Annotated in this window: 11 protein-coding genes; 3 read left to right on the top strand and 8 right to left on the bottom strand. The window is 50.5% G+C overall.

Translation table 11 applies throughout. The features are described from left to right. Positions 1–100: 100 nt before the first annotated feature. The 3 genes from AB0L18_RS13155 to AB0L18_RS13145 form a co-directional block, all read right to left on the bottom strand. Positions 101–1,168, bottom strand: coding sequence for a PorP/SprF family type IX secretion system membrane protein (locus tag AB0L18_RS13155; RefSeq protein WP_367393057.1), 1,068 nt, complete (start codon positions 1,166–1,168; stop codon positions 101–103). Next, entirely contained in the window at positions 1,165–3,114 is a 1,950-nt protein-coding gene (locus tag AB0L18_RS13150; RefSeq protein WP_367393056.1) for a gliding motility-associated C-terminal domain-containing protein, read from the bottom strand. Before AB0L18_RS13150 ends, AB0L18_RS13155 begins: the two co-directional genes overlap by 4 nt. 94 nt (positions 3,115–3,208) lie before the next feature. Further along, complete coding sequence (locus tag AB0L18_RS13145) at positions 3,209–13,495, bottom strand: Kazal-type serine protease inhibitor domain-containing protein (RefSeq protein WP_367393055.1); 10,287 nt, start codon at positions 13,493–13,495, stop codon at positions 3,209–3,211. A gap of 393 nt (positions 13,496–13,888) precedes the next feature. On the opposite strand from AB0L18_RS13145, the gene AB0L18_RS13140 reads away from it, so the two are divergent. Further along, positions 13,889–14,488 carry a DUF2911 domain-containing protein gene (locus tag AB0L18_RS13140; protein ID WP_367393054.1) on the top strand — a complete coding sequence of 200 codons (600 nt, stop codon included), beginning with the start codon at positions 13,889–13,891 and terminating at the stop codon, positions 14,486–14,488. 102 nt (positions 14,489–14,590) lie between these two features. Then, positions 14,591–15,526, top strand: a complete 936-nt coding sequence (locus tag AB0L18_RS13135) for a class I SAM-dependent methyltransferase (RefSeq protein ID WP_367393053.1) — start codon at positions 14,591–14,593, stop codon at positions 15,524–15,526. A 13-nt stretch (positions 15,527–15,539) separates the two neighbouring features. On the opposite strand, the gene rpiA is transcribed toward AB0L18_RS13135, so the two are convergent. The 4 genes from rpiA to rnpA all read right to left on the bottom strand — a co-directional run bounded on the left by rpiA (position 15,540) and on the right by rnpA (position 17,773). Then, positions 15,540–16,223 carry a ribose-5-phosphate isomerase RpiA gene (gene rpiA / locus AB0L18_RS13130; protein WP_367393052.1) on the bottom strand — a complete coding sequence of 228 codons (684 nt, stop codon included), beginning with the start codon at positions 16,221–16,223 and terminating at the stop codon, positions 15,540–15,542. A 10-nt stretch (positions 16,224–16,233) separates the two neighbouring features. Then, positions 16,234–16,740, bottom strand: coding sequence for a hypothetical protein (locus tag AB0L18_RS13125; protein WP_367393051.1), 507 nt, complete (start codon positions 16,738–16,740; stop codon positions 16,234–16,236). A 58-nt stretch (positions 16,741–16,798) separates the two neighbouring features. Further along, positions 16,799–17,293, bottom strand: a complete 495-nt coding sequence (locus AB0L18_RS13120; RefSeq protein WP_367393050.1) for a hypothetical protein — start codon at positions 17,291–17,293, stop codon at positions 16,799–16,801. Between the two features lie 63 nt (positions 17,294–17,356). Beyond that, a complete protein-coding gene (gene rnpA / locus AB0L18_RS13115; protein WP_367393049.1) occupies positions 17,357–17,773 on the bottom strand; it encodes a ribonuclease P protein component in 417 nt (138 codons plus the stop codon). Between the two features lie 185 nt (positions 17,774–17,958). Between rnpA and radC the strand changes: the two genes are divergently transcribed. After that, positions 17,959–18,684: a DNA repair protein RadC gene (gene radC, locus AB0L18_RS13110; RefSeq protein WP_367393048.1), complete on the top strand. Its 726-nt coding sequence runs from the start codon at positions 17,959–17,961 to the stop codon at positions 18,682–18,684. 252 nt (positions 18,685–18,936) lie between these two features. Here the strand turns inward: radC and AB0L18_RS13105 are convergent, their stop codons facing one another. Continuing rightward, positions 18,937–22,971, bottom strand: a complete 4,035-nt coding sequence (locus tag AB0L18_RS13105; RefSeq protein ID WP_367393047.1) for a LamG-like jellyroll fold domain-containing protein — start codon at positions 22,969–22,971, stop codon at positions 18,937–18,939. Between the last annotated feature and the right edge of the window lie 472 nt (positions 22,972–23,443).

Raw genomic sequence — 23,443 nt, 5'->3', positions numbered from 1 at the left:
CTCGGGCGGAGGTGGCCCACAGAGCCGGAGGTGATTAAATGCATGAATGTACACCAATGCCACCCTAAAGACCAACCATCAAACCATCAACAATCAACCGTTAAGCCCCCGTACGATAAGCCACATAAAAGCCATAGCCCAAGCCGCGTGCAGGCCCAAAACCTCCCATATTAAACGACCCCAACAAGCCGAGGCGGATGGTATCCGTATCGGTAAATCCTCCTTGTAAGAGGTAGCCCAGCTGAAGGGCCAATGTCTGGTTAAGGCTATAACTCAAGCCGCCCCAAAAAGCTTTGGGATATTCGATGTTCAGGTTAACTTGGCTGTTGCTGATGTTCTTTCCCGCAGTATTCAGCCAGAAAGAAGGCTCAATAACAAAGTTGGTACCTACTGAGCGGTAACCAATGGTAGCGTTGCCGTGGAAGGCACGTTCCAGATTGCCCGTAGGCAGGGTTTCTCGGAAGGTAATGTCCTGAGGTAAGATTTGGTTGGTACCTGCGCCAGCATAGAAAAAGCTCTTGTCATTCGGCCCAGTCGGGCGAGAAGCAAAAAAGACGCCTAGCCCAACGTTTGGCACAAACTCATTCAACTCCCCTACCGGTTGCAAGGGGTCTCCCGCATCGCGAACAATGTAATCGCCGCCATCGATAAACACCTGCTGCATCGCCAGCATCAGGCCCAAAGACAATTGAGCCTGCGTTCTTGGTCCCGAACGACGACGCTTCCGGGGGCCAAATTTCAGCTTATAGGCATAGGTCAGCGCCAGGGTATTGTTGCGGATAGGCTTGATCTCGTCCAGTACCAAAAAACCTCCTAAACTGAAGTTCTCCTTGAGCACCGGGTACTGTCCATAGATGGTAGTAGTCTCGGGGACATCTTCAAAGCCTACCCATTCCTGCTGGTGAGTAACGCCCACTTCCCAATAATCTTCCACCGCAGTCATTGCCGGATTCCAGATAAAATTATTGGAAGCAAAAGGACTACGTGCCGGTAATTGCTGCGCACTCAAATTGGTAATGGTCAACAGCGCTATCGCTAGCAGACCCAGTCCCAAGTTCTGCCCTCTACCCCCTACTTCAAGGGTGTGAAGCAGCCCGCATCCAACTACAGGCTTTTGCTTAGCTAAAAGAGATAAAACCGGTGACAGCAGTGTTTTATGTTTTCTCATTCCCATACGATGGTTAAGGTTTGCTTGATTTCCCCCTGGCGAAAAGCCAATACATAGAAATAATTCCCCGCAGGCAAGCGGGCACCTTTGTGAAGACCTGCAAACCGATCTTCGTCACTCTGATAATTGAGCTTTTGGTAGACGAGATCGCCCCAGCGGTTGTAGACCTTCAAGGAATTGGTGCCGTATTTAGTGATCGGCCCAAAATCCAGTTCATCGTTAAAACCGTCTCCATTGGGTGTAATCAGGTTGTAGGGTACAATGCTTTCTACCGGGTTATTGGCGACCAGCACTGTTACCTCGTCAAAGGTCTGGCAACCATTGATATCCGTGATTATTACCCCGTAAGTGGTGCTGTCTTTCGGACTTACCATAGGGTTGGCAATAGACGGATCACTGACCGGATACGGGTTATCCTCCCAGGCATAAAAAATGCCTCCCTGGGCCATCAAGCGAGCTTCATCACCAGGTGCAATACAGGTATCCGCCCCAGCGGATGCCAAAATTTCGTACACCAAAATAGAAAAAGCCAAAGTATCAACGCCACAATCATTCCCTACCTCCACCAGATAATTGGTTGTAGTATCCGGAAATGCCAGCGGGTTGAAAACATCCACGGCACTCAAACTGCTATTGCCTTCCAGCCAGCGAAAAACATCTCCTCCACTGACTACAATCTGTAGGCTATCGCCCGGGCAAACCTCAGGAAAATCGGTTTCCAGTACACCCACAGGCACCATACCCGGCAGCACTTCGGTCGTCGCCTCCGCGCTGCAATCTTCCGTATTGGTGACCGTTACGGAATAAATCCCCGTAGTACTCACCACAATGCTATCCGTCGTTTCACCTGTCGACCAATTGTAGCTTCCCTCTGCGCCAGGTGCGAGTACAACACTTTCTCCACAAAGCATCACGGAGGACGGTAAATTTAGCACGGGTGCGCCAGGTGCTACAATCATGGTATCCAGGCGGAGACTACAATCATTAGCATCCGCAACAATCAGCGTGTAATTGCCGGCAGCCAAACCACTAAACACACCGGTAGGATTGCTGAAGCCATTCAGCTCATAGCTGTAAGGAGATGTTCCTCCAGTAGCCGTAGCACCGAGGCTGCCACTCGGGGCATCACAATCCGCTGCTGTTATCTGCAAATCCAGGATAGCCAGCGGGGCGTTAGCTTCTTCGATCGTTAATTCGTAAGTAAAAATGACGGCACCACTCTGATCGGTGATGGTCAGGAAATAAGTACCACCGCTAAGATTAGTCAAATTCAGACCCGTAGCCGAAAAATTGTCCGGCCCAGTCCAATTGAGATTGTAATCGTTAGGGTCTACTTCCAGACTTACGCTGGCACTGCCATCTGCTGTTCCAAAGCAAGAGACGTCACTGCTATTGATACTGAAGCCTAAAGGAGCGGCGATGGCTATTCTACCGGCATCCTGTTCCAATGCCACGGGGTCAAACTCCCCCACCGTCATGGTAGACTTAAAAATTTGGATGGCCAAAGGGTTACCCGTAAAGGGTAAAACAGTAAAATCACCGGGGTTACCCATCGCTGTAAATGTCAGTCGAGCAATGACCGTTCCGTCGGGTAATGACTCTCCATCGCCTCCATTGTCAAACCAGCTCAGGCGAAGCTCGCCCTGATCAGCCTGAAAATCACCAATCGCCAACAAGGGCAGGGCCGCAAGCTCAAAGTCGACGTAAGTAGCCACCTCCGTGTCCCAATTGATCGACAATTGCAAGCTGACGATACTGTCAAAATCAGCAACAGTGAGCGGTAGAGTGACCGTCTCCCCATCCGCAACGGTCACCTCTGGTAAGCTCAGTCGCACACTCTGCCCTGTGAGGGGTGACCAAATGAGCAAAGCCAATACCCATCCTAAGAAGGTAATCGCTCTGTGGGTTTTGCTGAAAGTCCATATTGACCAACAGTGTAGTTTCATAGTTTTGGGGTATTTCAACGCCTTTAACAAAAATCCCCCAGCAAGGCACTTAAGTACCTTGGCCGAGGGATTACTTGTCCATAACAAACAAATCTTATTTTACAACTACCATCGTACGGGTAGCCGTATCTGTTCCAGCCCGCAAGGTGTAATAGTACACGCCGGCTGGCAGGTTTTGTTGATTCAAACGCAAACGATTTTCGCCAGCACCGTAGCTGTTGAATTCCCGGTAAACCTCCTGCCCAAAGGCATCGTGGATCACAAAGACAACATCCGTCGCGGTTGGCAAATGGAAGCTGATCACCGTTGACCCATTGAATGGGTTAGGGGTATTCTGATCCAGGCGGAATTTACTTTCCACGGGTGCATCTGTTCCCGTCACCACTTCCCCGAAGTTGATGGCAGGATCAAGGGCTTCTTCGTTGTTGTTGTAAGCTTCGGGAAGCATAGCACCAGGGTCGAGACGCAGGATATTGTTCCAGTCTTCAATGTCCGTCAATGCACGGAACTTGATCGCGAACAAGGCTTGATCTGCGCTAGCGCTATGGCCTTGCCCATCCAGGCTGAACCAACTCAAGCGCAACTTACCTTCTTCGGCACCACCATCACCAATAACTACCGTTTGGAAAGGCTGTTCTTCCGCTGGGAAAAACTCCAGGTATTCCACCTGATTGGCTGGGAATTGCAAGCCAAACTGGTAGCTTACGATATCCGCAAAGGCCGCACTGCGGAAATACAAGGTCACCTCTTCGCCCGCTGCTACCGCCAGATTTTCTGCCGTAAACGGCAATTGGCTGTTGGTGCGGTCATCGTCCAAGCCTCCAAAGTTGCTTGGGTTGGCCTGACCAAGGATGTCTCCCACCTTCACACCAATGAAGTTGGCCGTTTCCGGCTGGGTCAGCATCATGGTGCTGGTAGAGGCGTAAGGGAATACATTGTAGGCATCAAAATCCGTAGGCATCGTCTGCCCTTCCGTGACAAACACCCATGAGGGGCAGTTGTCAAACGCTTCTTGTGCCCCAATGATCAAGCGTTGGATCAGGAAGAGGTCAAGCGTAGTGAAGGCATCGTTACAGTTGGCATCCCCCGCAATGATCTGGTAAGGAGAGGTAATCTGCGAAGGATTCATCCCCAGAAGGAAGCGCTGACCGATAAACAATGCGTAGGTCGAAAGTCCGTTGCTATCATCAAGGTCCTTCTGGGCACTTACAGTATAGGCCATACCTGGGCTCAGGTTGGGCAAATTGTAGCTGCCGCTTTCGCTTGTGGTCATGGTTTCTTGCATGCCAGGGCCCGTAATGGTCACCGCTGCATTCATGATACCATCGCCCCAATAAGTGGATAGCTGACCGTTCAAGGCGGCCATATTAGTGATCGTTGCCGAGCCCATCGACAAGGTGTAAGGCACGACCATAGGTATACCATTGTTGACAACACCTACTTCAATTGGCAATGGTGTCTGTACAAACTTGATGACGGTAGATTCTCCAATATCACCCACCAAAAGCACTTTCAAGTAAAACAGTACATCGTCATTATTTACATCAAGACCATCGCCGGTATTGTTGAAGTAGCTGAAAGTATTGTTCGACACGTTGTACTGAGGAGCAATGACACCATTGGTTACCCCCGTAATGATCGCTACCGATTCATCCATCACCTCAATGCTTCCCGCAAGGGAGATGATGTTCTGCACATTGTCGATCGTCACGGGTACCTGTACGATGGCATTGGGGCCACCCTCTGATTCACCAATATCCAGGATGGCCAGATTGCTCTGCGCCGTCACCGAAATGGTTTCGCAGTGGGTATTCGAACCACAGTTACCACTTACCGTAAGACAAACCTGGTAGCTGCCGGAGTTGGCGTAAGCATGATCAGGATGGCGAACACCATCCGTGTTTCCATCACCAAAAGTCCAGTTGTAAAAACCATTGCTAGACATATTGGTAAAGCTGACATTTAGGCCATCTACTTCGTAATCGAAATCAGCCACCAGGTTCCCTGGTGTAGTTCCCGGTACGACGACGTTGATCGTATTCGTACAACCGCTGGCCGCCGTCACGGTAATTTGATAATTCCCACCGTTTAAGCCACCCAACAGGTAACTATTGGTATTGCTGGTTGCAGAACCACTTTGCTGGCCACTCCACGTAATCGAGTAAGGAGCGTTTCCACCACCCATGGTGAGTCCTACCGAACCGAGGCTCGTACAACCAGGCCCAACAATTGCAGTTTGCAACTGTAGCAAATTGGCCGGTGTTGCCACGGTAACCGTAGCCGTACGGTCACAACCATTGTCGTCCGTGACTACTACATAGTAGGTTCCAGCTACCAAATTATTGATGGTATAATGGTTGGAGTTGATATCAATTTCTCCTTGCGGTGATTGATTCCGGTACCAGGCGATGGTATACCAAGGTGTTCCACCATCGACATAAACATCAATCGTAGCAAGTCCTCCACAAGAACCATCGTGTGGTACTACGGTCACATCCAGCGTATTCAAAATGTTGTAAACCTCTACCTGCTGCACATCCACACAACCATTGCCATCCGTGATGATAATGATGTAGATACCCGTAGGTGCATTCTGAATATCGTAGTAATCATGGGTCGTCGTAGCGGTGCCACTGCTTGGTCCAATCCACTGGATCGTGTAGTCGCCTACCCCGTTGAAGAAGTCCATCCAGATGTTGTTCAGTGCACCACAGCCATTGTTACTGACGGTGTGTATGACTTCAAAATCGGTGGGACCACTGACAACAGTGATATTATCGGAGGCAACACATCCATTGGCGTCCTGCACCGTCACGATGTAGGGACTACCTGGCAAGTTGGAGATGGTATAATTCGGACTGTTCGACGTTGCAAAACCTTCCACTTCTCCTACCCAGCTGATCTGGTAAGGCCCCGTGCCATTGGTCACATTAACAAAAATAGCCGTATTGTCTCCACAAGTACCATTCTGAGCAGTCAGGTTGAGATCAATGGTATTGCTACTTACCGTAGAAATGGTTGAGATCGTACAGCCGTTGGCATCGGTCAGCATGAAGCTGTACAGGCCAGTAGGTACGTCGCTCAAGGTGTAAGTATTGCTATTGACGTTGGCGAATCCATTGACTGGCCCTTGCCAGGTCAACAGATACGGAGCGGTGCCCCCACTAAAGGTGAGCACAAAACCGGGGTTGGTGAGGCAGGTTCCGTTTTGCGGAGCAGCCGTAATACTGAGGTTATTGTTGGTATTGTTGATGGTGGCGGTAGCACTGCCGCTACAGTTGCCGCTGCTTACCGTCACAGTATAGGTACCAGGGTTGAGCCCTGGAATCTGGAAGCTGGTGCCGTTGGTCGTGGTACTACCACTACTTGGGCCCGTCCAACTAATCGTGTAAGGCGCTTGGCCGCCAGAGAAGCCAACGTTGATACTGCCGTTCTGGTTACAAACTGCATGTACAGGAGTAGCGTACACGACAATATTTCCATTGGCATTATTGACCGTCACCTGGGTGATGTCTGAACAACTACCATTGGTAGCAGTGATGGTATAACTGCCGTTAGGCAAGTTCGGGATATTCATCGTGCTGCCGTTGATGACCTGAGTGCCACTTTGCGGGCCAGACCAGCTGATCGTGGTGCTACCTACGAAGTTGGCAAGGCTCACATGGATGCTGCCGCCAGCGCCACAAGTTGCGGAGGTAGATGTGGCTGTTACGACCAAGTCAGGAGCCGGTGCAGGCAATTGGCTACTTACCCCTCCGTTACAGTTGCCACTGCCGACAGTGATGGTATACCCTCCTGGCAAAAGACCTGGTATTTGTACATTGGCACTATTGGCCGTAAGGCTTCCTGAAGATGGCCCGGTCCAGCTCACCTGATAAGGCGCGTTGCCACCACCGATATTCAAGAAGATGTATCCTGGTTGCCCACAAACACCCGCGATTGGTGTAGCAGCTACCGTAAGTACTCCACCAGGGTTGCTCAGCACTGTGCTCGTTGTTTCGGTACACCCATCATTGCTCACCACCGTTACGGTGTAAGTTCCCGCAGGAAGGTTAGGAATGACCAAAAACTGTCCACCGATATTCACGCTGCCACTGCTTGGGCCCGACCAGCTAATAGTAAAGCCAGGCGTGCCGCCAGTGATCACTACTGCAATCTGACCATTGTTGTTACAATCACCAGGCGTGGGGGTAAGGCTTACCTGTAGGTCATCTTCCGGCGTTGAAAGGGTTACGGTTTCTACATCATCACAACCATTGCCATCATTGATCGACAAGGTGTAAGTGCCCGCAGGCAGGTCAGGGATGAGGAAGGGAGCATTGCTAATATTAGCACTGCCGCTTTCTGGCCCTGTCCAGGTCAGCACATAAGTACCGTCGCCACCAGTCCCTTGGGCAGTAATTGATCCATTGGAGATACAGTTACCATTGGTACCGTTGGCGGTGAGGTTGACATCATCTTCGCTGGTGCTAACGACGACCACTTCCGTTTCGGTACAGCCATTCATATCTGTGAGCGTGAGGGTATAGGTACCGGCAGGTAGATTAGGGATCGTATAAATATTTCCACCAAAGGTGCCCGAACCACTGACGGGGCCCGTCCAGGTAAGGTTGAAGTTGGGGGTACCATCAAGGATGTTTACCACAATACTTCCCGGGCCAGCACAAGTGCCACTCACTGAAGTCGCAGAGAAAATATTGATCGGAGCAGGATAGACGATAATTCCTTGCTCCATATCCATACAACCATTGGCATCGACCACGATTACTTTGTAAGTACCTGGCGGCAAATCTATGATTTCAAAACCTTGGGTAGTGGTCGTCCCAGAGCCGTTTTGGGTACCCTGCCAGGTGACGGTATACGGCGGTGTACCACCGATGATGTCTACCCAGATCGTATTGTACTGCCCACATTCATTATAGATCAAGGCAGTAACAATCTCTACAGGAGTGCCTGAGCTGGTCACGGTTACCGTTTCGGTTTCCGTACAACCATTGGCGTCCGTTAAAGTCAGGGTATAAGTTCCGTTGGGGACATCCGAGAGTACCTGTAGGCCCATTACCACACTGATGGTCCCCGAAAGCGGACCAGTATAAGTCAGAGAATAAGGTCCGGTACCGCCGGTAACGTTGATGTTAATTTTGCCATCTGTACCACAGACGCCAGGATCGGCTGTTGCGGTGAAAATGTTAACCGGAGCAGGATAAATGATAATGTCTTGCTCCATGTCCATACAGCCATTGGCATCGACAACGATTACCTTATAAGTTCCAGGAGGTAAATCTACGATCTCAAAACCTTGGGTAGTCGTCGTGCCAGAGCCGTTTTGGGTTCCCTGCCAGGTGACGGTATATGGTGGTGTACCACCAATGATGTCCGTCCAGATGGTATTGTACTGCCCACATTCATTGTAGATCAAAGCCGTAATGATCTGCACTGGCGTACCCGTATTGAGAACCACCGTTTGGGTTTGGGTACAACCATTAGCATCCGTAAGGGTAAAGGTATAGGTGCCACCAGGGAGGTTATTCAAGACACTGATCCCAGGGTTGTTGTAGTTTTGAGTACCACTCACGGGGCCATTGTAATTAAGAACATACGGTGCGGTACCGCCATCAATATCAACCTGAATGCTACCCGTTTCGCCACAAATACCATTGTTAGGTGTGACGGTAAAGAGATTCATCGGAGCAGGATATATGATAATCCCCTGTTCCATATCCATGCAACCATTGGCATCTACTACAATGACTTTGTAGGTTCCTGGAGGCAGGTCCATGATCTCGAAACCTTGGGTGGTAGTCGTACCAGAGCCATTTTGGGTACCCTGCCAGGTGACGGTGTACGGCGGAGTTCCACCGATGATGTCTGTCCAGATGGTATTGTACTGTCCACAAATATTGTAGATCAGTGCTGTGCTGATTTCGAGTCCGCCATTGGTGTTGGTGACCGTTCCCGTGAGGGTACGCGAACAACCATTGCTGTCGGTAATCACGACGGTATACGTTCCGGAAGGCAGTCCGGTAATAGCATACTGATTGCCTGCCACAACGATCGAACCACTCTGAGGGCCAGACCAGGTGATGGTATAACTTGGGTTACCTTGCGTAACATTGACCAGGATACTGCCATTGCTGCCACAGATGCCGTTGTACACCTGCAAATTGGCCATCAAATTGTTCTGTACCATGATCTGCACCGTACCAGAGGTAGAGCAGCCATTGGCATCCGTCACCACTACATTATAAGTACCCGCAGGTGTATTCTGAATTTGGTAAACCGTCGTTGGTGAAGTAGCACTACCGCTTACAGGGCCATTCCAGCTGATCTGGTACGGAGCAGTGCCGTTGGCAATATATACGCCGATGTTACCAAACTGTGAGCAAATCCCGTTATTGCCTAAGAGGCTAATATCCAGGTTACTGCCGATATTGAGAATCTCTTCGGTAGTCGTTGCTGAACAGCCGTTGCCATCGGTCACATAGAGGGTATAGTTACCTGCCATCAAACCGCTAATGGCGGTATTGCTGGTACTGAAAATTTGAGAACCAGATTCTGGGCCACTCCAGTTCAGTTGATAAGGAGGTACGCCACCAGCAAGGTTCACAAAGATGGTCCCTTCGGTTCCACACTGAGCTTCCGAAACACTGGTATTGATTACTAAATTAGATTCCGCCGTACTCACTTGCGCAACGGCATAATCCGTACAACCATTAGCATCAACCACTTGTACCGTGTAAGTCCCTGCGGGCAAGCCTGGCAAGTTGAGGATATTGGTCGACGTTGTTGTGCTGCCACTTACCGGCCCCGTCCAGGTAACCGTATAGATAGGAGAACCTCCGTTGAGCGTCACCAGTAAGGAACCTGGTTGCCCACAAATTCCGTTTTGGGGAGCGAGATCCAGGTCAATCACTTCGCAACCACCCAATTCCACAGTTTGTACCCCACTACAACCATTCATATCTGTGATGGTGAGGGTGTAATAACCACAAGGAAGGTTGGGTATATCAAGTCCATCATTACTCGTTGTAAGAACGCCGTTCTGCGGACCAGTATAACTGATGGTATAGGTGGGTGAACCATTGTAAATATCAATCCACAACGCACCGTTCTGGCTACAGCTTCCCGGTAGCGGGATGACATTAAAGGTAAGGCCGCCGCCTTCACTGTTGGAGAGGGTTACAATTTGGGAGTCAGAACAACCATTGCTGCCCACTACATTGATGGTATAAGTACCTGCCGTGAGGTTGGGAATTACGTAAGAGGCGCTGTTGGTGACCGTTGACCCATTTTCGGGGCCCGTCCAACTAATGGTATAAGCGGGACTACCATTGTCAATATTTACTGTAATACTGCCGTCTTGCCCGCAAACGCCGGAATTAGGAGTAGCCTCCATGGTAAGGTTACCGTTCGGAATAACGATGGTACGGGTGTAGGAACACCAGTTGTTGTCTTCCACGGTTACCTGATAAGTTCCTCCCGGCAAGTTGATGAGGTTGAAGCTGTTGGCATAAACGGTAGCACCGCCGCTGATGGGGCCGCTGACCAGGATATTGTAAGGCGCTTCACCATTATAAGTATTCACGTGGATCGCACCATAACCTCCACAAGCTGCAGGAGTGACGGTGTAGTTCCAGATAAAGTTGCCACTGGTATGATTGATGGTTACTTGCTGAGAAATAGAACAGCCTAATGCATCCGTAATGTGGATGGTGTAGTTACCCGCATTGAGGTTATTAATGGTAAAATTGTTACTATTAGCGGTAACACTGCCGGAGGTTGGTCCGGTAATATAGACCTGATAAGGGCCCTGGCCATTGCTGATATAGACGCCAATGGAACCCTGGTCCATACAGACGGCATTGTACGGTGTAAGGGTAGCCGAGAGGTTGCCACCACCGAGGATGGTCACCGTACCAGTGATGGTACAGCCTTGCGCATCGGTTTTCGTAATGGTATAAGTGCCCGGCGGCAGGTAGTAGATGGTGCAGGAATTGCTGCTGGTCGTAAAGCTGCCGCTGAGTGGGCCACTGTAAGTCACCAAATAGTTGGGAGTACCACCGCTAGAACCGATGTGGATGGAGCCACTGTTTTGACCACAGCCGCTGGAAGTAGCGGAAAGGTCGGTAAAGCTAAGGTTACAGCTACTGTTGGTGCTGCAATCTACCAGCAAGGTATAATTGCTGACGGCTCCATTGTAGCCGTCTACGACTACGTAGTAGGTGCCCGCCGGCAAATATTCATTGATGTATTCGCTATTATTGCCAGAATTCTGGCTGTACTCCATACAATCTCCCCGGTCACAAGAACGCAAGAGGAAGAGTTCCAGGTTCGCAGAAAGCCCCGTCAGGCTGATGCTTACCGGTCCAGCTTGGGTAGTCGTGAAAGTATGTACGATCTCGGGACCGTTGTTTTCTACGTTGAGCACGTTGCCATCGCAACCGTACAGGGAAACATCATCGTGCCCATTGAGGTTGGTGCCTTGGTAAGACTGGCCACATTGAAGGGGAACGGAATTTCCACAGAAAAGGTAACCACAGCTCACCTCCAGGCGGAAAGTGCCCTCCGACTGCGCATATTGCCCGTCAACTACGATATAGTAGGTGCCAATGGGTGCATCTTCCAGGATAATTCCTTCATTATTGGTATTGACATTGCTAGTCGTACTTTTAGCCAGGCAAGTCAGTTGACTACAGTTGTCGGCAAGGAGGAAGAGGTCGAGGTCCATTCCCGGCGTGAGGATTTCCAGACCAATCTGAAGATCCCCTGCCGATTGTTTATTGATGACGTATACGCGATCCGGGCCATAAAAAGAAGTATTAGTACAACCAGGATACTGAAGAATATTGTTGCCCGCACCTACCGTTGTTTCGTAGGGCAAGAAATCGCCACACTGTACAGGGATGGCTTCGCTACACCAGGCTGAGCCACCATTACAGGGGCCATTGGTATAGCTCGTGACGCCCGCCGCATCAGCAAGGCAGGCATTAGAGTAAGTGACATTGTTGCAACCACATACCGGCTGATAAGCCGTCGGGCAAACAGCATCCAAATTCATCTGAAAAGGATCAACACAGGCGCTTTCGCAACTTCCCTGTGTGTATACCGTGATACCCGAAGCTTCTGCGAGGCAAGCATTGGCGTAGGTCACACCATTACAACCACAAACGGGAATGCCCGCAGTGGGGCAGTTGGCGGTAATCACCCCCGTAGTGGTGTTTACCGTAGTAGCGGCACTGGTAACGATGTATTGGGGGTCGTAACAACTACTAGGTGCACATGGCCCTGGGGTAGTACTCTGAACCCCGGCTGCATCGGCAGCACACTCATTGGGGTAAGTTACGTCATTACAACCACAGACGGGCTGGTAAACGGTAGGGCACACCGCATCGGGGTTGATTTGGGTAGGGTCGATACAGCTATCATCAAAGCAGGCACCGGGAGTGTAATTGTAAATTCCCGCAGCCTCAGCGTAACAGGAATTCAGGTAGGTTTGTCCATTGCTGCCGCAAACGGGGTTTACCGTATTGGGGCAACCACCACTGGCTCCCTGCGTAGAAAAGCTGAAACTCCCCGTTCGCATCATGATGGTATTCATATCATGATCGATAGCGCGTACATTGCTAATGGTAAAATTCAGCTGATCCGGTGTACCGGGAACGGTGAGATCTGCAAAATTCAGTAAAATACGAGCTACTTTTCCACCGCCTACAACATTGTTTTGATCGGTACGAACAATGGTGATGACTGCTTTACCAGTAGCGGAATTGTTGTTGACAAAAGCAGCAACATCGCTATTATCGGGGTTCAAAAACGAATCGGCAATCAAGCCAATGAGCACACCATCGTTGGCGGCCAATATACCAGGCTGATAATTGAGCGTGAAGGTGATCCCGTAAAAAGCACTGAAAGGTAGCTCTGTAGCTAGCCCCATAATCACACCTCCCGTTTCACCAGAAGCTACTTCTTGCTCAGAATTTATCTCAAAGTAGATGTCAGGTTCTCCACCTGAAAGTGGGCCCGTCTGAAAAGCGTCTGGTAGGAGGGTACCGTGATTAAGATTAAAATTGGCACCCAGCGCGTCGGCATCGGCAGCCGTAATTTGGCCATCGCCATTCGCATCTGCGTAAGCTTGATTTATACCTCCAGGAAACTGGGTGGCCCAAGCAGCACCCATCGGTTGTTCTTCCCAAGTAGTGGACGCATCGGGGCGAGCAGGACCATTGTTTTGGTTGGCTACCCCCCAATAGAGATAATCGATGCCATTGACAATACCATTGTTATTGATATCACCAGGCCAAATCATTTGACCAGAAAGCCAGAGAGGAAGCAAAAAGAAGAGTGTAATAAGACTAAATCCCTGTGTAGTCGTCTTGTTCATAGTACTTTTATTTTACTGGACTGTAGACGGTGTTTTGTTCAGAAGTAACTAGTGTTACAGCTAAGTAGTTCGCCCAAAAATATCACAACTACCGATCTACGGGTAGGAATGAAAATTAAACAGTACAGTAGATGTTATTAAGGATACAAGCATAACGCCATCAGTAAGTGCGTATGCTACAGGTAGGTAGGTAAGGGATGAGGTGTAAAATTACTAAAATTGCTTTGTATAAGCGAGTATTTATAAGGGGTAGGCTCATATTTTTTTTATGATAATCCATTGATTAGGCTGCAATTAGTATTTTAATATTTTTGTGGCAACCAATTGGTGTACGATAGCGTTCAGGATATTGGATGTTTTTTATTTAAAAGATTACCCAATCCTATTTTTACTATGAAAATCGTCGTTTCCCTGTTGTCTTCCTTCGTTTTATTTGCGGTATTGATTGTTTCGTGTGATACCTCTCAGGCACCGCCTACGACTGTGGAAGAAAAGGAGCCCCTGGCTTTTAATGCTCCTCAGCCAGAGTATACGGTCACTGTTACGGAAGCAGAACTGGCGAGTCCTCGTAAAGAACTAAAAGGCCAACTTAACGGCGTCAATATTACGATCGATTACGGTAGCCCTTCCACCAAGGGGCGTGCTATCTGGGGTTCGCTTGTCCCTTACGGCGAAGTATGGCGTACCGGGGCCAATGAAGCAACACGTTTCACCATCGACAAAACGGTATTGGTAGGTGAGGCTGAACTAGCTGCTGGCACCTACAGCCTGTTTACCATACCCACCGAAAAAGAATGGGAAATTATCTTCAACAAGGTAGTGGACCAGTGGGGCGCTTATGAATATGACAATACGAAAGACGTACTGAGAGTACCCGCCCAGCCCGTAAGTGTAGATTCTAGCAGCACTACCCTCGAATTCCGACTAGCACCAGGAAAAATCGTCATGCAGTGGGATAAGCTGATCTTGCCTATTCCGCTTACGGAAGCGTAAGAGGTGCATAGGCTGGTCTTTACTACATTTTGCCAAAAGTCCAGATAGGAGTGTATTTTCTCTCAGAAGGTTCTATTTTTGCGAGCTCTAATAGCAACCATCATGAAGAAGTGGTACCTCAAGGCCATTGTCCAAAAAATTATTTCTTTTCTTCCTTTTCGGAACCAGATCAACTTCTTCTTCCAGAAGTACGTCACCAAGGGTGTGGAGCTGCACGAGGAGCACTTTTTCAATAAGTACGGGCACTTACTAGATCACTTGGAGCACTTCACCAAGGCCACTGGCAAAGACAAGCTCGACGGTATAACCTGTCTGGAATTGGGTACAGGCTGGTATCCCATCATTCCTATTGGTTACTTCCTCAAGGGTGCCGGTAAAATTTACAGCGTAGACATCTCCGCTCACCTTACCACCGCTACCCTATTGCGCTGTCTGGAAGAAATAGATCGCCACCAGAAACGTTTTCTCGCTGGCTTGGGAACTATTGATTCCGAACGTTGGCAACTACTACAAAACATCCGCCAGCAAGCTACCCTCGCCACCCCTCTGAGCACGCTTTGTGAGCAGTTGAATTTCATTCCTATCGTCAAAGATGTTCGTGAACTGGCACTACCAGAAGAAAACATCTTGCTGCTTTCCTCCAATAATACTTACGAACACATTTACCCGCAGGTACTGGGAGGCATTGTCGCAAAACTTTGGAGCCTGACGGCTCCTGGCGGCGTGATGAGCCATTTTATTGATATGTCCGATCATTTTGCACACATGGACAAGAGCATTACGATCTACAATTTCCTTCGTTTTTCAGAGCAACAATGGCAGTGGATCGACAACCCTATCCAACCACAAAACCGATGGCGATTAGCCCGTTACCGTGAACTCTACGAGGAGTTGAATATTCCTTATTCAGAAGAAAAAATTCGGGCGGGAAATCTTCACGAGGTACAGCAACTAGCCTTGGCTCCCCCCTATTCTACTATGCAAGTAGAAGAAGTTGCCATCAGCCACGCTTACCTGGTGAGTCAGCGGCCAGCATAAGCGCACAAGAAGTCTACTCAAACACTTTCACATCATCACCCTGCCCTACAATGACCTGGGTAGCCAAACCAAGGAATAGGCCCGTCTCTACGATACCAGGCACCAGGTGTAGCATCAAATCCAGCTGTTCAGGATTGTCAATTTTTCCCAGATGGCAATCAAGGATGTAGTTTTGATTATCCGTTAGGTAAGGCGAGCCATCCTTTTGCTTGCGCAGAACAGGCTGACAGTTTTTCTCGGTCAGCACGCGCTGCACAAGGCGAATGGCCTTCGGTAGCACTTCTACCGGCAAGGGGAAAGCCCCGAGATATTGTACTTCTTTGGAGGCATCCGAAATGATCAGCATTTTGTCGGAAGCAAAAGCTACCAGCTTTTCCCGAAAGAGGGCACCGCCGCCGCCTTTAATCAGCCGGAGCTGGGGGTCGAATTCATCCGCGCCATCAATGGTCAGGTCAATGCGATCGACATCGGCCAATTCCAACAAAGGAATCCCATAGCTGCTGGCCTGCTTAGCCGTTGCCTCCGAAGTAGGGATAGCTTGGATATCGGTGAGGGTTCCCGCCTGCCATTGCTCACCTATGGCTTCAATAGCGAAATAAGCGGTACTGCCAGTACCCAAGCCCAAGATCATCCCCGACTGTACCTGCTCCACCGCTTTGAGGGCTGCATTTTTCTTCTCTGTTATTGTATTACTCATCCTGGAAGGGTTAGGCTTTGATCAGTCGCGACCATCCCAAACGAATGACCAGCAATAATCCGGCAAAAATAAGCAAGACCGATTGAAACGGCATGTAGCTGAAGACCACTATGTGCGTGCGATCAATAAACCACATAATGGCCAGCGCCGCGCTGATCATCATCACCAAGCCTGAAAGTTTGTCAAACCCAGGAATGCGATCCATATTGACATTCTTGCGAACAATAAGTATCGTTGCAATCATACTCACCACCGGCAACACTTCCAACAAGATGTTCATATCGAAAATACTGCGCCGCTCAAAAAGGAAAAGGTAAATCTGGAGGCTGATGGCAAAAATACCAGGTACACATGCCAGGTACAAAAGCGCACTGTAGAGGTATTTCCAGGGGCTGTCTTCCCCCTCCCCTTTGGCCAACCAACCCGTAAGGAGGGCTACCAATACAATCATGGCAAAATAAAACACGATGTAAACGGGTTGGGCCGAAGTGGCATCAAAAAAATCGCGCAGCGTCATCCTGTTAAGTTTTGATCAGCGCAAAGATAGAACAGTAACGCAATTTCAGCGAACAAGCCTAGAAACTAATATCAAGAATTCTCAAACGCAATCGCTCCCCCTCGCCGAAGCGCATTCGCTTGGTGCCAAACAAAGCGGGCAATAGTACCCCAGTACCTACCGCCACCCCCGTCACTATTGCATCGCTGCGCTCGTAACCCGTTTCAGGATCGCCATCCGTAGCCGTACCCAACAGCGCAAACCCCGACCACGACACGCCAAAAGTCACCAGCATCAGGCCAATATTCCGAGCCCACGGCTTGCCTTGCCGCAACATCGCAATATCTTCAATAGCGACATAGCGATCGGGAAAAACCAGTGCCTGCGTATCGTCGCGCAGGTCATAAATCCGCTCCCCGTACCAATCTTTTTCGTCTACCAATTGGTACTGAATATAATCCCCTACATACAATTTGGTCGTCTTAGGGCTATTGAGCTTCTCAATGAGTAATACGCGCTGGGCAGCGAGAGAGCTCACCGTCAGAACAAAAACAAACAGGTATAGGTAGCGCATAATATTGGATTTGGCTATTAATGATAATGATTAGCTGTCTCTCAGTATCCCCCAAAAGACCTCTCACCCGCCCAAGTCGTTGGTTGGAGGCAGTTGGTATTGTTTAATAAATTTAGCTACCAACTTGCGCATGGCCTTTTCTACTTTGGGGTAATCCGGCATTTCTTTACCAATAAAAATGATCATCCAGGCCAGCTGGGGGCTTCCCTCAGGCAGGGTCTCGTACAACTCGTGCTTACGCAAACGATAGGCTTCCCGTACCAAGCGTTTTACGCGGTTGCGGTCAACGGCGTGTTTAAACCGCCGCTTGGAAACACTCACCGTGAATTGTACCGGAAAATCGCTACGTTTCTCCTCCATAGGCCGCCATACCAGACGCAGCGGATACTGCATCAGTGCATTGCTCCCCGGCTTAAAAAGCCCTTCCAGTTCCTTGCGGCTCTTTAAGCGCTCCCCGCGTTGAAAACGAAAATCATTCATAGGAGCGAAGATAGGTATCCTGTCGTTAATTTTTCCTTATCTTTGGGGAAGCCGAGCCGCTGAAGGTTCGGATTGACGCGCACATCAACACACGGAAACGGATCACGACCAAGTCTTCTTCCATTCTTTATAGTTCCGGGTAAGCATCTTATTTATTCTTCGCTTTAAAAAGCTAATGCTATACCATGTCCGTTATTCCAACTTTTAAGCACTATTCCTCTTCTTCCTTAGCCATCACAGCATGGGCAGAAGAAGACCGCCCCCGAGAAAAGCTCCTCCTCAAAGGTCGCCAACAACTCAGCGATGCCGAATTGGTCGCCATCCTCTTAGGTTCAGGTAGCCGCCAGGAAAGCGCCCTGGGTCTGGCCCAGCGTATTCTCCAAGCCGTTGACAACAACCTCCATACCCTCAGCAAACAGACCTGTGCCGACCTGCTGAAGTTTCCCGGTATCGGAGAAGCCAAGGCCGTTACGATCATCGCTGCGCTAGAGCTCGGCCGCCGCCGCCAGCTCACCCCGCTGAGTGATCGCCCGCAGGTACGAAAAAGTGCCGATGCCTACCACTGCCTGGCCCCCTTGATCGCCGATCTCGAACACGAAGAATGCTGGATGCTCTGCCTCAATCGGGCCAACTACATCGTCCATCGTATCAAAATCAGCTCCGGTGGGCGCGCCGGTACCGTGGTAGATGCCAAGCTCGTCTTCGGGCGCGCGCTGGAGCTCAAAGCCTCGTCCATCATCCTGGCCCACAACCACCCCAGTACCAACCTCCAACCTAGCCAGGCCGATCGCCAGCTCACCCACAAGCTCTTCCTGGCCGGCAAGCAACTGGATCTCCCCTTACTGGATCACTTGATCATCAGTGAAAAAGGCTACTACAGCTTTGCTGATGAGGGGGAGATGGAGGAGTGAAAATGCTTTATGGTTTACTTCCACGCTTGGCTTAAAGTGTTCGCTAACGCTCACGGTTGTGCTCTCCCGAAGCCTCGGGATCGCGGGAGTGCCAACTGCGTTGGCGGTAGTCGCGCTACGCGCGAGCTTCAGCGAGCACTACCGCGATTCCGATAAAATCGGAATCGCACTACCGCAAGCGCAGCGCAGCACAACCCGCCATGCTTGGAAAACCGAAAAAAGGTAAACTAGAAATTTTAACGTCCTAAGTCACTACCCCTTCACCAACTGCCCGCTGGTCACCTGCTCTCCGTTGACGATGCGGTAAGCGTAGGTTCCAGCAGGCAAGCTCGTTAAACGCAAGTACACGCTGCTCTCAAAACGAGTCGTTTGCAGTAAGCGACCTTCTGCATTGAACAACTGGAAAACACTCTGCCCAGCCAGCTGGCTCTCAATTCTGAGCTGCCCATTGGCGCCAATCGGGTTGGGAAATACGCGCGCCCAAGCGTCCGCTAAAGGTGCTTCCTCCGTATCTACGACGATTAGCGACTCGTCACCACCCAGAGCCAACTGGCCCAGATACATGATATTATTATCGTGTGGGCCGAAGACCAACGTGCCGCCTTTGCCATCAGCAGCATCTGCCTGATCGGCATAATCATCCCAGGCATCCAGCCCTGCATTGGCGCGCCGCTGATACACTATAAACTGCTCTGGCGATACGGCCGTATTCTCATCCACTTCCGGGATATTATCAAACTGCACCCGTGTCAGTGCCGTAAAGAGGTGTGGGCCGTAGTTGTTTACGATCCAGTACTGCTCCGTGGGTAAGGCATTTTCCGGCAAGATCGTCGGCTGGTTGTTTAGTCTTGTCACTACTACTTCTTCATTGGGGTAAATGCCCTCCTCAGGAAAATCAAGCGTTAGTCCTTCTTCAACAAAAGCGTAACTTCCTGCGCCAGCAACCATTTGTTTGCTACTGCTGCCGTCGCCAATCGGCGCTGTAGAAGCGGTCCGCGCAGCTACTCCCCACAATATTCCGTGATTATCGTTGGCCCGATCGTATACTGGTCCACTGAATTCGTTGAATTGGTAATACACCAACAATGTTTCGTCGTACAGCTCATGCTCAGGGTTCACTTGCTGCTGCTTGGTAAGGTGCCGCCAGCTGCGGATTTCGTCCCGATCCAGGGCCCGGTTCCAAATCACGGCTTCATCAATTTGGCCACGGAAATTGCGCGAAGTCCAGCCCTGGTAAGTGCCAATCCTGAAATTCCCCCAAAAGGCAGCTTCCACCGGCGTACCAAAGGTTCGCGTCACCTCTTGTTCGTTCAGATACATCGTCACTTGCTCCGGCGTGATCACCATCACCACAAACGACCACTCATTCTCCGGCACCCGCAGGCCACTGCTCCACGCCCAGTGCGTACTACCTCCGGGCCAGTGATAACCCAGTTCGTTATCTGCTCGTAGGTTCATCCCCGCTGCCGTAGCATCGTTAAAAATCAGGCCGGTGTAATTATCCTGTACACCCTCTGGATAAATCCATGCCATCAAAGTCATCGTATTCGTCGTCACATCCAAGGAGTTGGAGGAAATAAAATGTCCATTCTCGCCAGCACACACCAGCGACTGTCCCGCTTCAATTTGCGCACTACAATCGTCTCCTACTTCAATAAATGCCGCCAAGGTCTGCGTTACCCCGTCTATCGTCAAGCTTACATCATAGTTCCCCTCCGCACTGTAAACCACCAGTGGGTTGCGATCACTGGTACTACTCACCCAACTCGCACCCGGAAATTCCCAGACAAAGGTAGCATCCATGGGTGCTGTCGAGTGATCCGCAAATCGGAAGGTATCCCGAATACAGCCCGAAAAATATTTGTCCACCGCAATCTGTGCCGTCACGGCACTAGGCTGCGCCAGATCCGATTTCCACACACTCCGGTTCGTAGCGTTAAATAGCGTCCCGTTGCGGTAGCTGATCGCCAACTGGCGCGAGCGGGCACTGGCGGGCAAGCCATCCGCAAAAAGCTCCCATCCGGCATTGCCCGTAGGGCTTTGGTACACCGAACGCGTCGTCCCCAGATACAACTGATTGTCGGTACCGCGCTGGGTGATCACATTGGTCAGCTCTTCTCCCGCCAAGGTGGCACTACTGATGTCGTACCAGGTAGTTCCACCATCATCAGAGCGCATAATTTTATTGGCATCTCCCGTAGAGCGTCCAATTCTTGCGGCCCAAATCACTTGTGCATCATTGTAGCTCACTTCCACATCATAGGGCACACCGCTACTGGCGGTGGCTGGCGGCGTGATATTGGTCCAGCTCAGTCCACCATCCGTGGTGCGGTAGATCTTTTTAGGGCCCCAATAATCCGGGAAGGTCGTCACGTACATCGTTTGTGGGTCTGTCCAGGCCACTTCTACATCTCCTACTTCTTCACCAAAATCGTAGAGCTGTGATACGCTGCGGTTATCGTCTTCGGTTTTGTAAAGCCCATTGCCATTACCAAAATAGTGGACATTGTAATTATCGCTGGCAAATTCAATCTGGCTAAATCGCCCGGTTACGTAGGTCCACGAGGGCTGCATGGCATAGTTCCGTGTGATGGGAGCAACCGTACGGTCGGCGGGCATTTGCTTGATATTGTAGTTGCTGTACACCTGGTCTTCCCGAATGGGGTTCACCGCTCCACCTACGCCATCACCACCGTCGATACAAGCCCAGTCATTGATGTATACATTGCCGTTTTTTACGAGGGTGCCATTGTGATAAGCACCGCCGATCATCAACTCGTCATTGTTGAAACCCAGGCCAAAGCCCCAGAAATCAGAACCCGCAATGCCCAGCATACTCCGGTCAAAATTTTCGCCACCATCGGTAGAATAAAAGATCCCTCCATCATTGGCCACCCACAAGTCGCCGTTGGGGTAGTAATTGACATCGTGAATATCGGCGTGTACATAGTTGGGCTTGTAAGAGTGGCTCCACTTTGCCGGGCAGGTAAAGGTGTTGCCACCATCGTTCGATACCCACAAGTTCACCCCCGCTACAAATACCTGATCCGCATCCGTGGGCGATACCGCCAGCGCAAGATCGTAGTAATACTGTCCGCCATCATCCGTACCATCATCGGCCCAGGCCATCATATTGATGTTGTCCAGACTGGCCGGTCCGCCGGGTTGGTCACCGCAGCAGCTAAAGGTCCAGGTCGAACCCTGATCTTCACTCACGTACACCCCGTACAGGCCACTGCCACCATTCACTTGACCCGTCAGCAAGGCATACACCTTGTTGGGTGCTGCTGGGGTCACCGCTATCTCTGCGCGTTTATTTTCCGCTCCACCGCTGGGTACAGGCCAGCCACCACTCTGTAACAAGAAAGTAAGACCACCGTCAATGGAACGATAAAATTCCGTTCGGCTGCCCGTCTGGCGAATCACATACATCACTTCACTGTTGACGGGGTGAAACTCGATCTCCTGAAAGTCGCCAAACAGCATCTCTGTCCAGTTGTCACCATTATCCGTAGATCGGTACAGGCCGTCGTTGGTAGCTGCCCAGAGCGCAGCACTGCCGGGAGCGATTTTTATATCTTTTGTAAACAGGTCTTGCGCCTGAAAACTGGCATCGCCCGTTGGTGTCCAGGTCATGCCACCATCGGTGGTCCGGTAGATACTGCCCATCATGCCGGCGTATACTCGCTCATTATCTGTGGGATCGATCTCCACAGCATACACTTCATTGGCCACCAGGTCCAGGGTTACGTTCGTCCAGGAACTGCCCCGGTTGGTGCTTTTCCACAGGCCGGCCGTGGCGGTTCCTGCGTACATCAGGTCGGCATCCGAAGCACTTTGCTCTATCGTATATACGTGGGCCGCCCCGGGGGCATAGCTACGCCCACCCGCATCGTGGTCCCAATCGTGTGGGCCGATACTGATCCAGTTGCCCGAACGGCCAGCCTGCTGTTGTTGGTATTGTTCCAGATAGCGCTGTTCCGCCGTTTTCAGGGCTTGCCGCTCAGCAGCCGTCAGCTCGGGGTTATTCATCTGGAAAGCGTAAGTCTCCCGCTCCCGCAGCATTCGCTTGAGGTATTGCGTATGCCCGTTTTTCACAAACGGATGGGTATCGTAATACACATAAAAAGCATCCAACACCGCTCCCACATCAGGATTATCGGCATACATCAGCTGTACCCAGTGCGGCAAGTTCTCCTGCGTAGGTGCTCCGTAAGGAGCCTCTGTCTGGGCAAAAGCCAAAACGGTAAAAGCATTAAAAAGCAAGCAAAGTAATAGCGTTCTCATACGGGTTGGTTATGATTTTCTGACAATATTGGTAAAAGGTGATTGGATCTTTTGTTGGGGACTGCTCTCGCCCCCTGAAGGGCGGGGCCGCTACCTGACTGCCCGTCGGCACGGCGTTTCAGGGCTCTCCGCCACCAAGTGGATCGGCCAGCGCTCCCGATTTAAGTCAGGTGCGCTGTCTGTCCCTGCCAAAGCAGGGCCACCCTTGCACATCGCTAGGCCGAAGTGACCGCAAAATAAGCTTATCTCCGGGAAAAGACGGCATATAGTAGTGAGAACTGTCAGCTGTGTTTCGGAAAAAAGGGGGGGAGTCAAAGGTTTAACCATTTGACCAATTCAATAGCTTATGAAAATCATATTGCTCCAGCTTCTCCAACAAGCCGGCAACGCTTGAGTAAATCATGGTTGCGCTGATTAGGAAGCGTACAGTGGAAACCCCTTGCTTTTGCTCAATAAGCGGTTTCATTGGCAG

Origin of the sequence: Lewinella sp. LCG006 (genome assembly GCF_040784935.1) — a bacterium.
In the GTDB taxonomy this organism is placed as follows: domain Bacteria; phylum Bacteroidota; class Bacteroidia; order Chitinophagales; family Saprospiraceae; genus Lewinella.
Note: the sequence above shows the minus strand (reverse complement) of the source record. Positions and strands in the feature narration are given on the sequence as shown.

Excerpts from the sequence above, each read along its gene's own strand:
- AB0L18_RS13125 (WP_367393051.1), bottom strand. The coding sequence starts at position 16,740 with ATGACGCTGCGCGATTTTTTTGATGCCACTTCGGCCCAACCCGTTTAC.
- rnpA (WP_367393049.1), bottom strand. The coding sequence starts at position 17,773 with ATGAATGATTTTCGTTTTCAACGCGGGGAGCGCTTAAAGAGCCGCAAG.
- AB0L18_RS13155 (WP_367393057.1), bottom strand. The coding sequence starts at position 1,168 with ATGAGAAAACATAAAACACTGCTGTCACCGGTTTTATCTCTTTTAGCT.
- rpiA (WP_367393052.1), bottom strand. The coding sequence starts at position 16,223 with ATGAGTAATACAATAACAGAGAAGAAAAATGCAGCCCTCAAAGCGGTG.
- AB0L18_RS13140 (WP_367393054.1), top strand. The coding sequence starts at position 13,889 with ATGAAAATCGTCGTTTCCCTGTTGTCTTCCTTCGTTTTATTTGCGGTA.
- AB0L18_RS13135 (WP_367393053.1), top strand. The coding sequence starts at position 14,591 with ATGAAGAAGTGGTACCTCAAGGCCATTGTCCAAAAAATTATTTCTTTT.
- AB0L18_RS13120 (WP_367393050.1), bottom strand. The coding sequence starts at position 17,293 with ATGCGCTACCTATACCTGTTTGTTTTTGTTCTGACGGTGAGCTCTCTC.
- AB0L18_RS13150 (WP_367393056.1), bottom strand. The coding sequence starts at position 3,114 with ATGAAACTACACTGTTGGTCAATATGGACTTTCAGCAAAACCCACAGA.
- AB0L18_RS13105 (WP_367393047.1), bottom strand. The coding sequence starts at position 22,971 with ATGAGAACGCTATTACTTTGCTTGCTTTTTAATGCTTTTACCGTTTTG.
- AB0L18_RS13145 (WP_367393055.1), bottom strand. The coding sequence starts at position 13,495 with ATGAACAAGACGACTACACAGGGATTTAGTCTTATTACACTCTTCTTT.
- radC (WP_367393048.1), top strand. The coding sequence starts at position 17,959 with ATGTCCGTTATTCCAACTTTTAAGCACTATTCCTCTTCTTCCTTAGCC.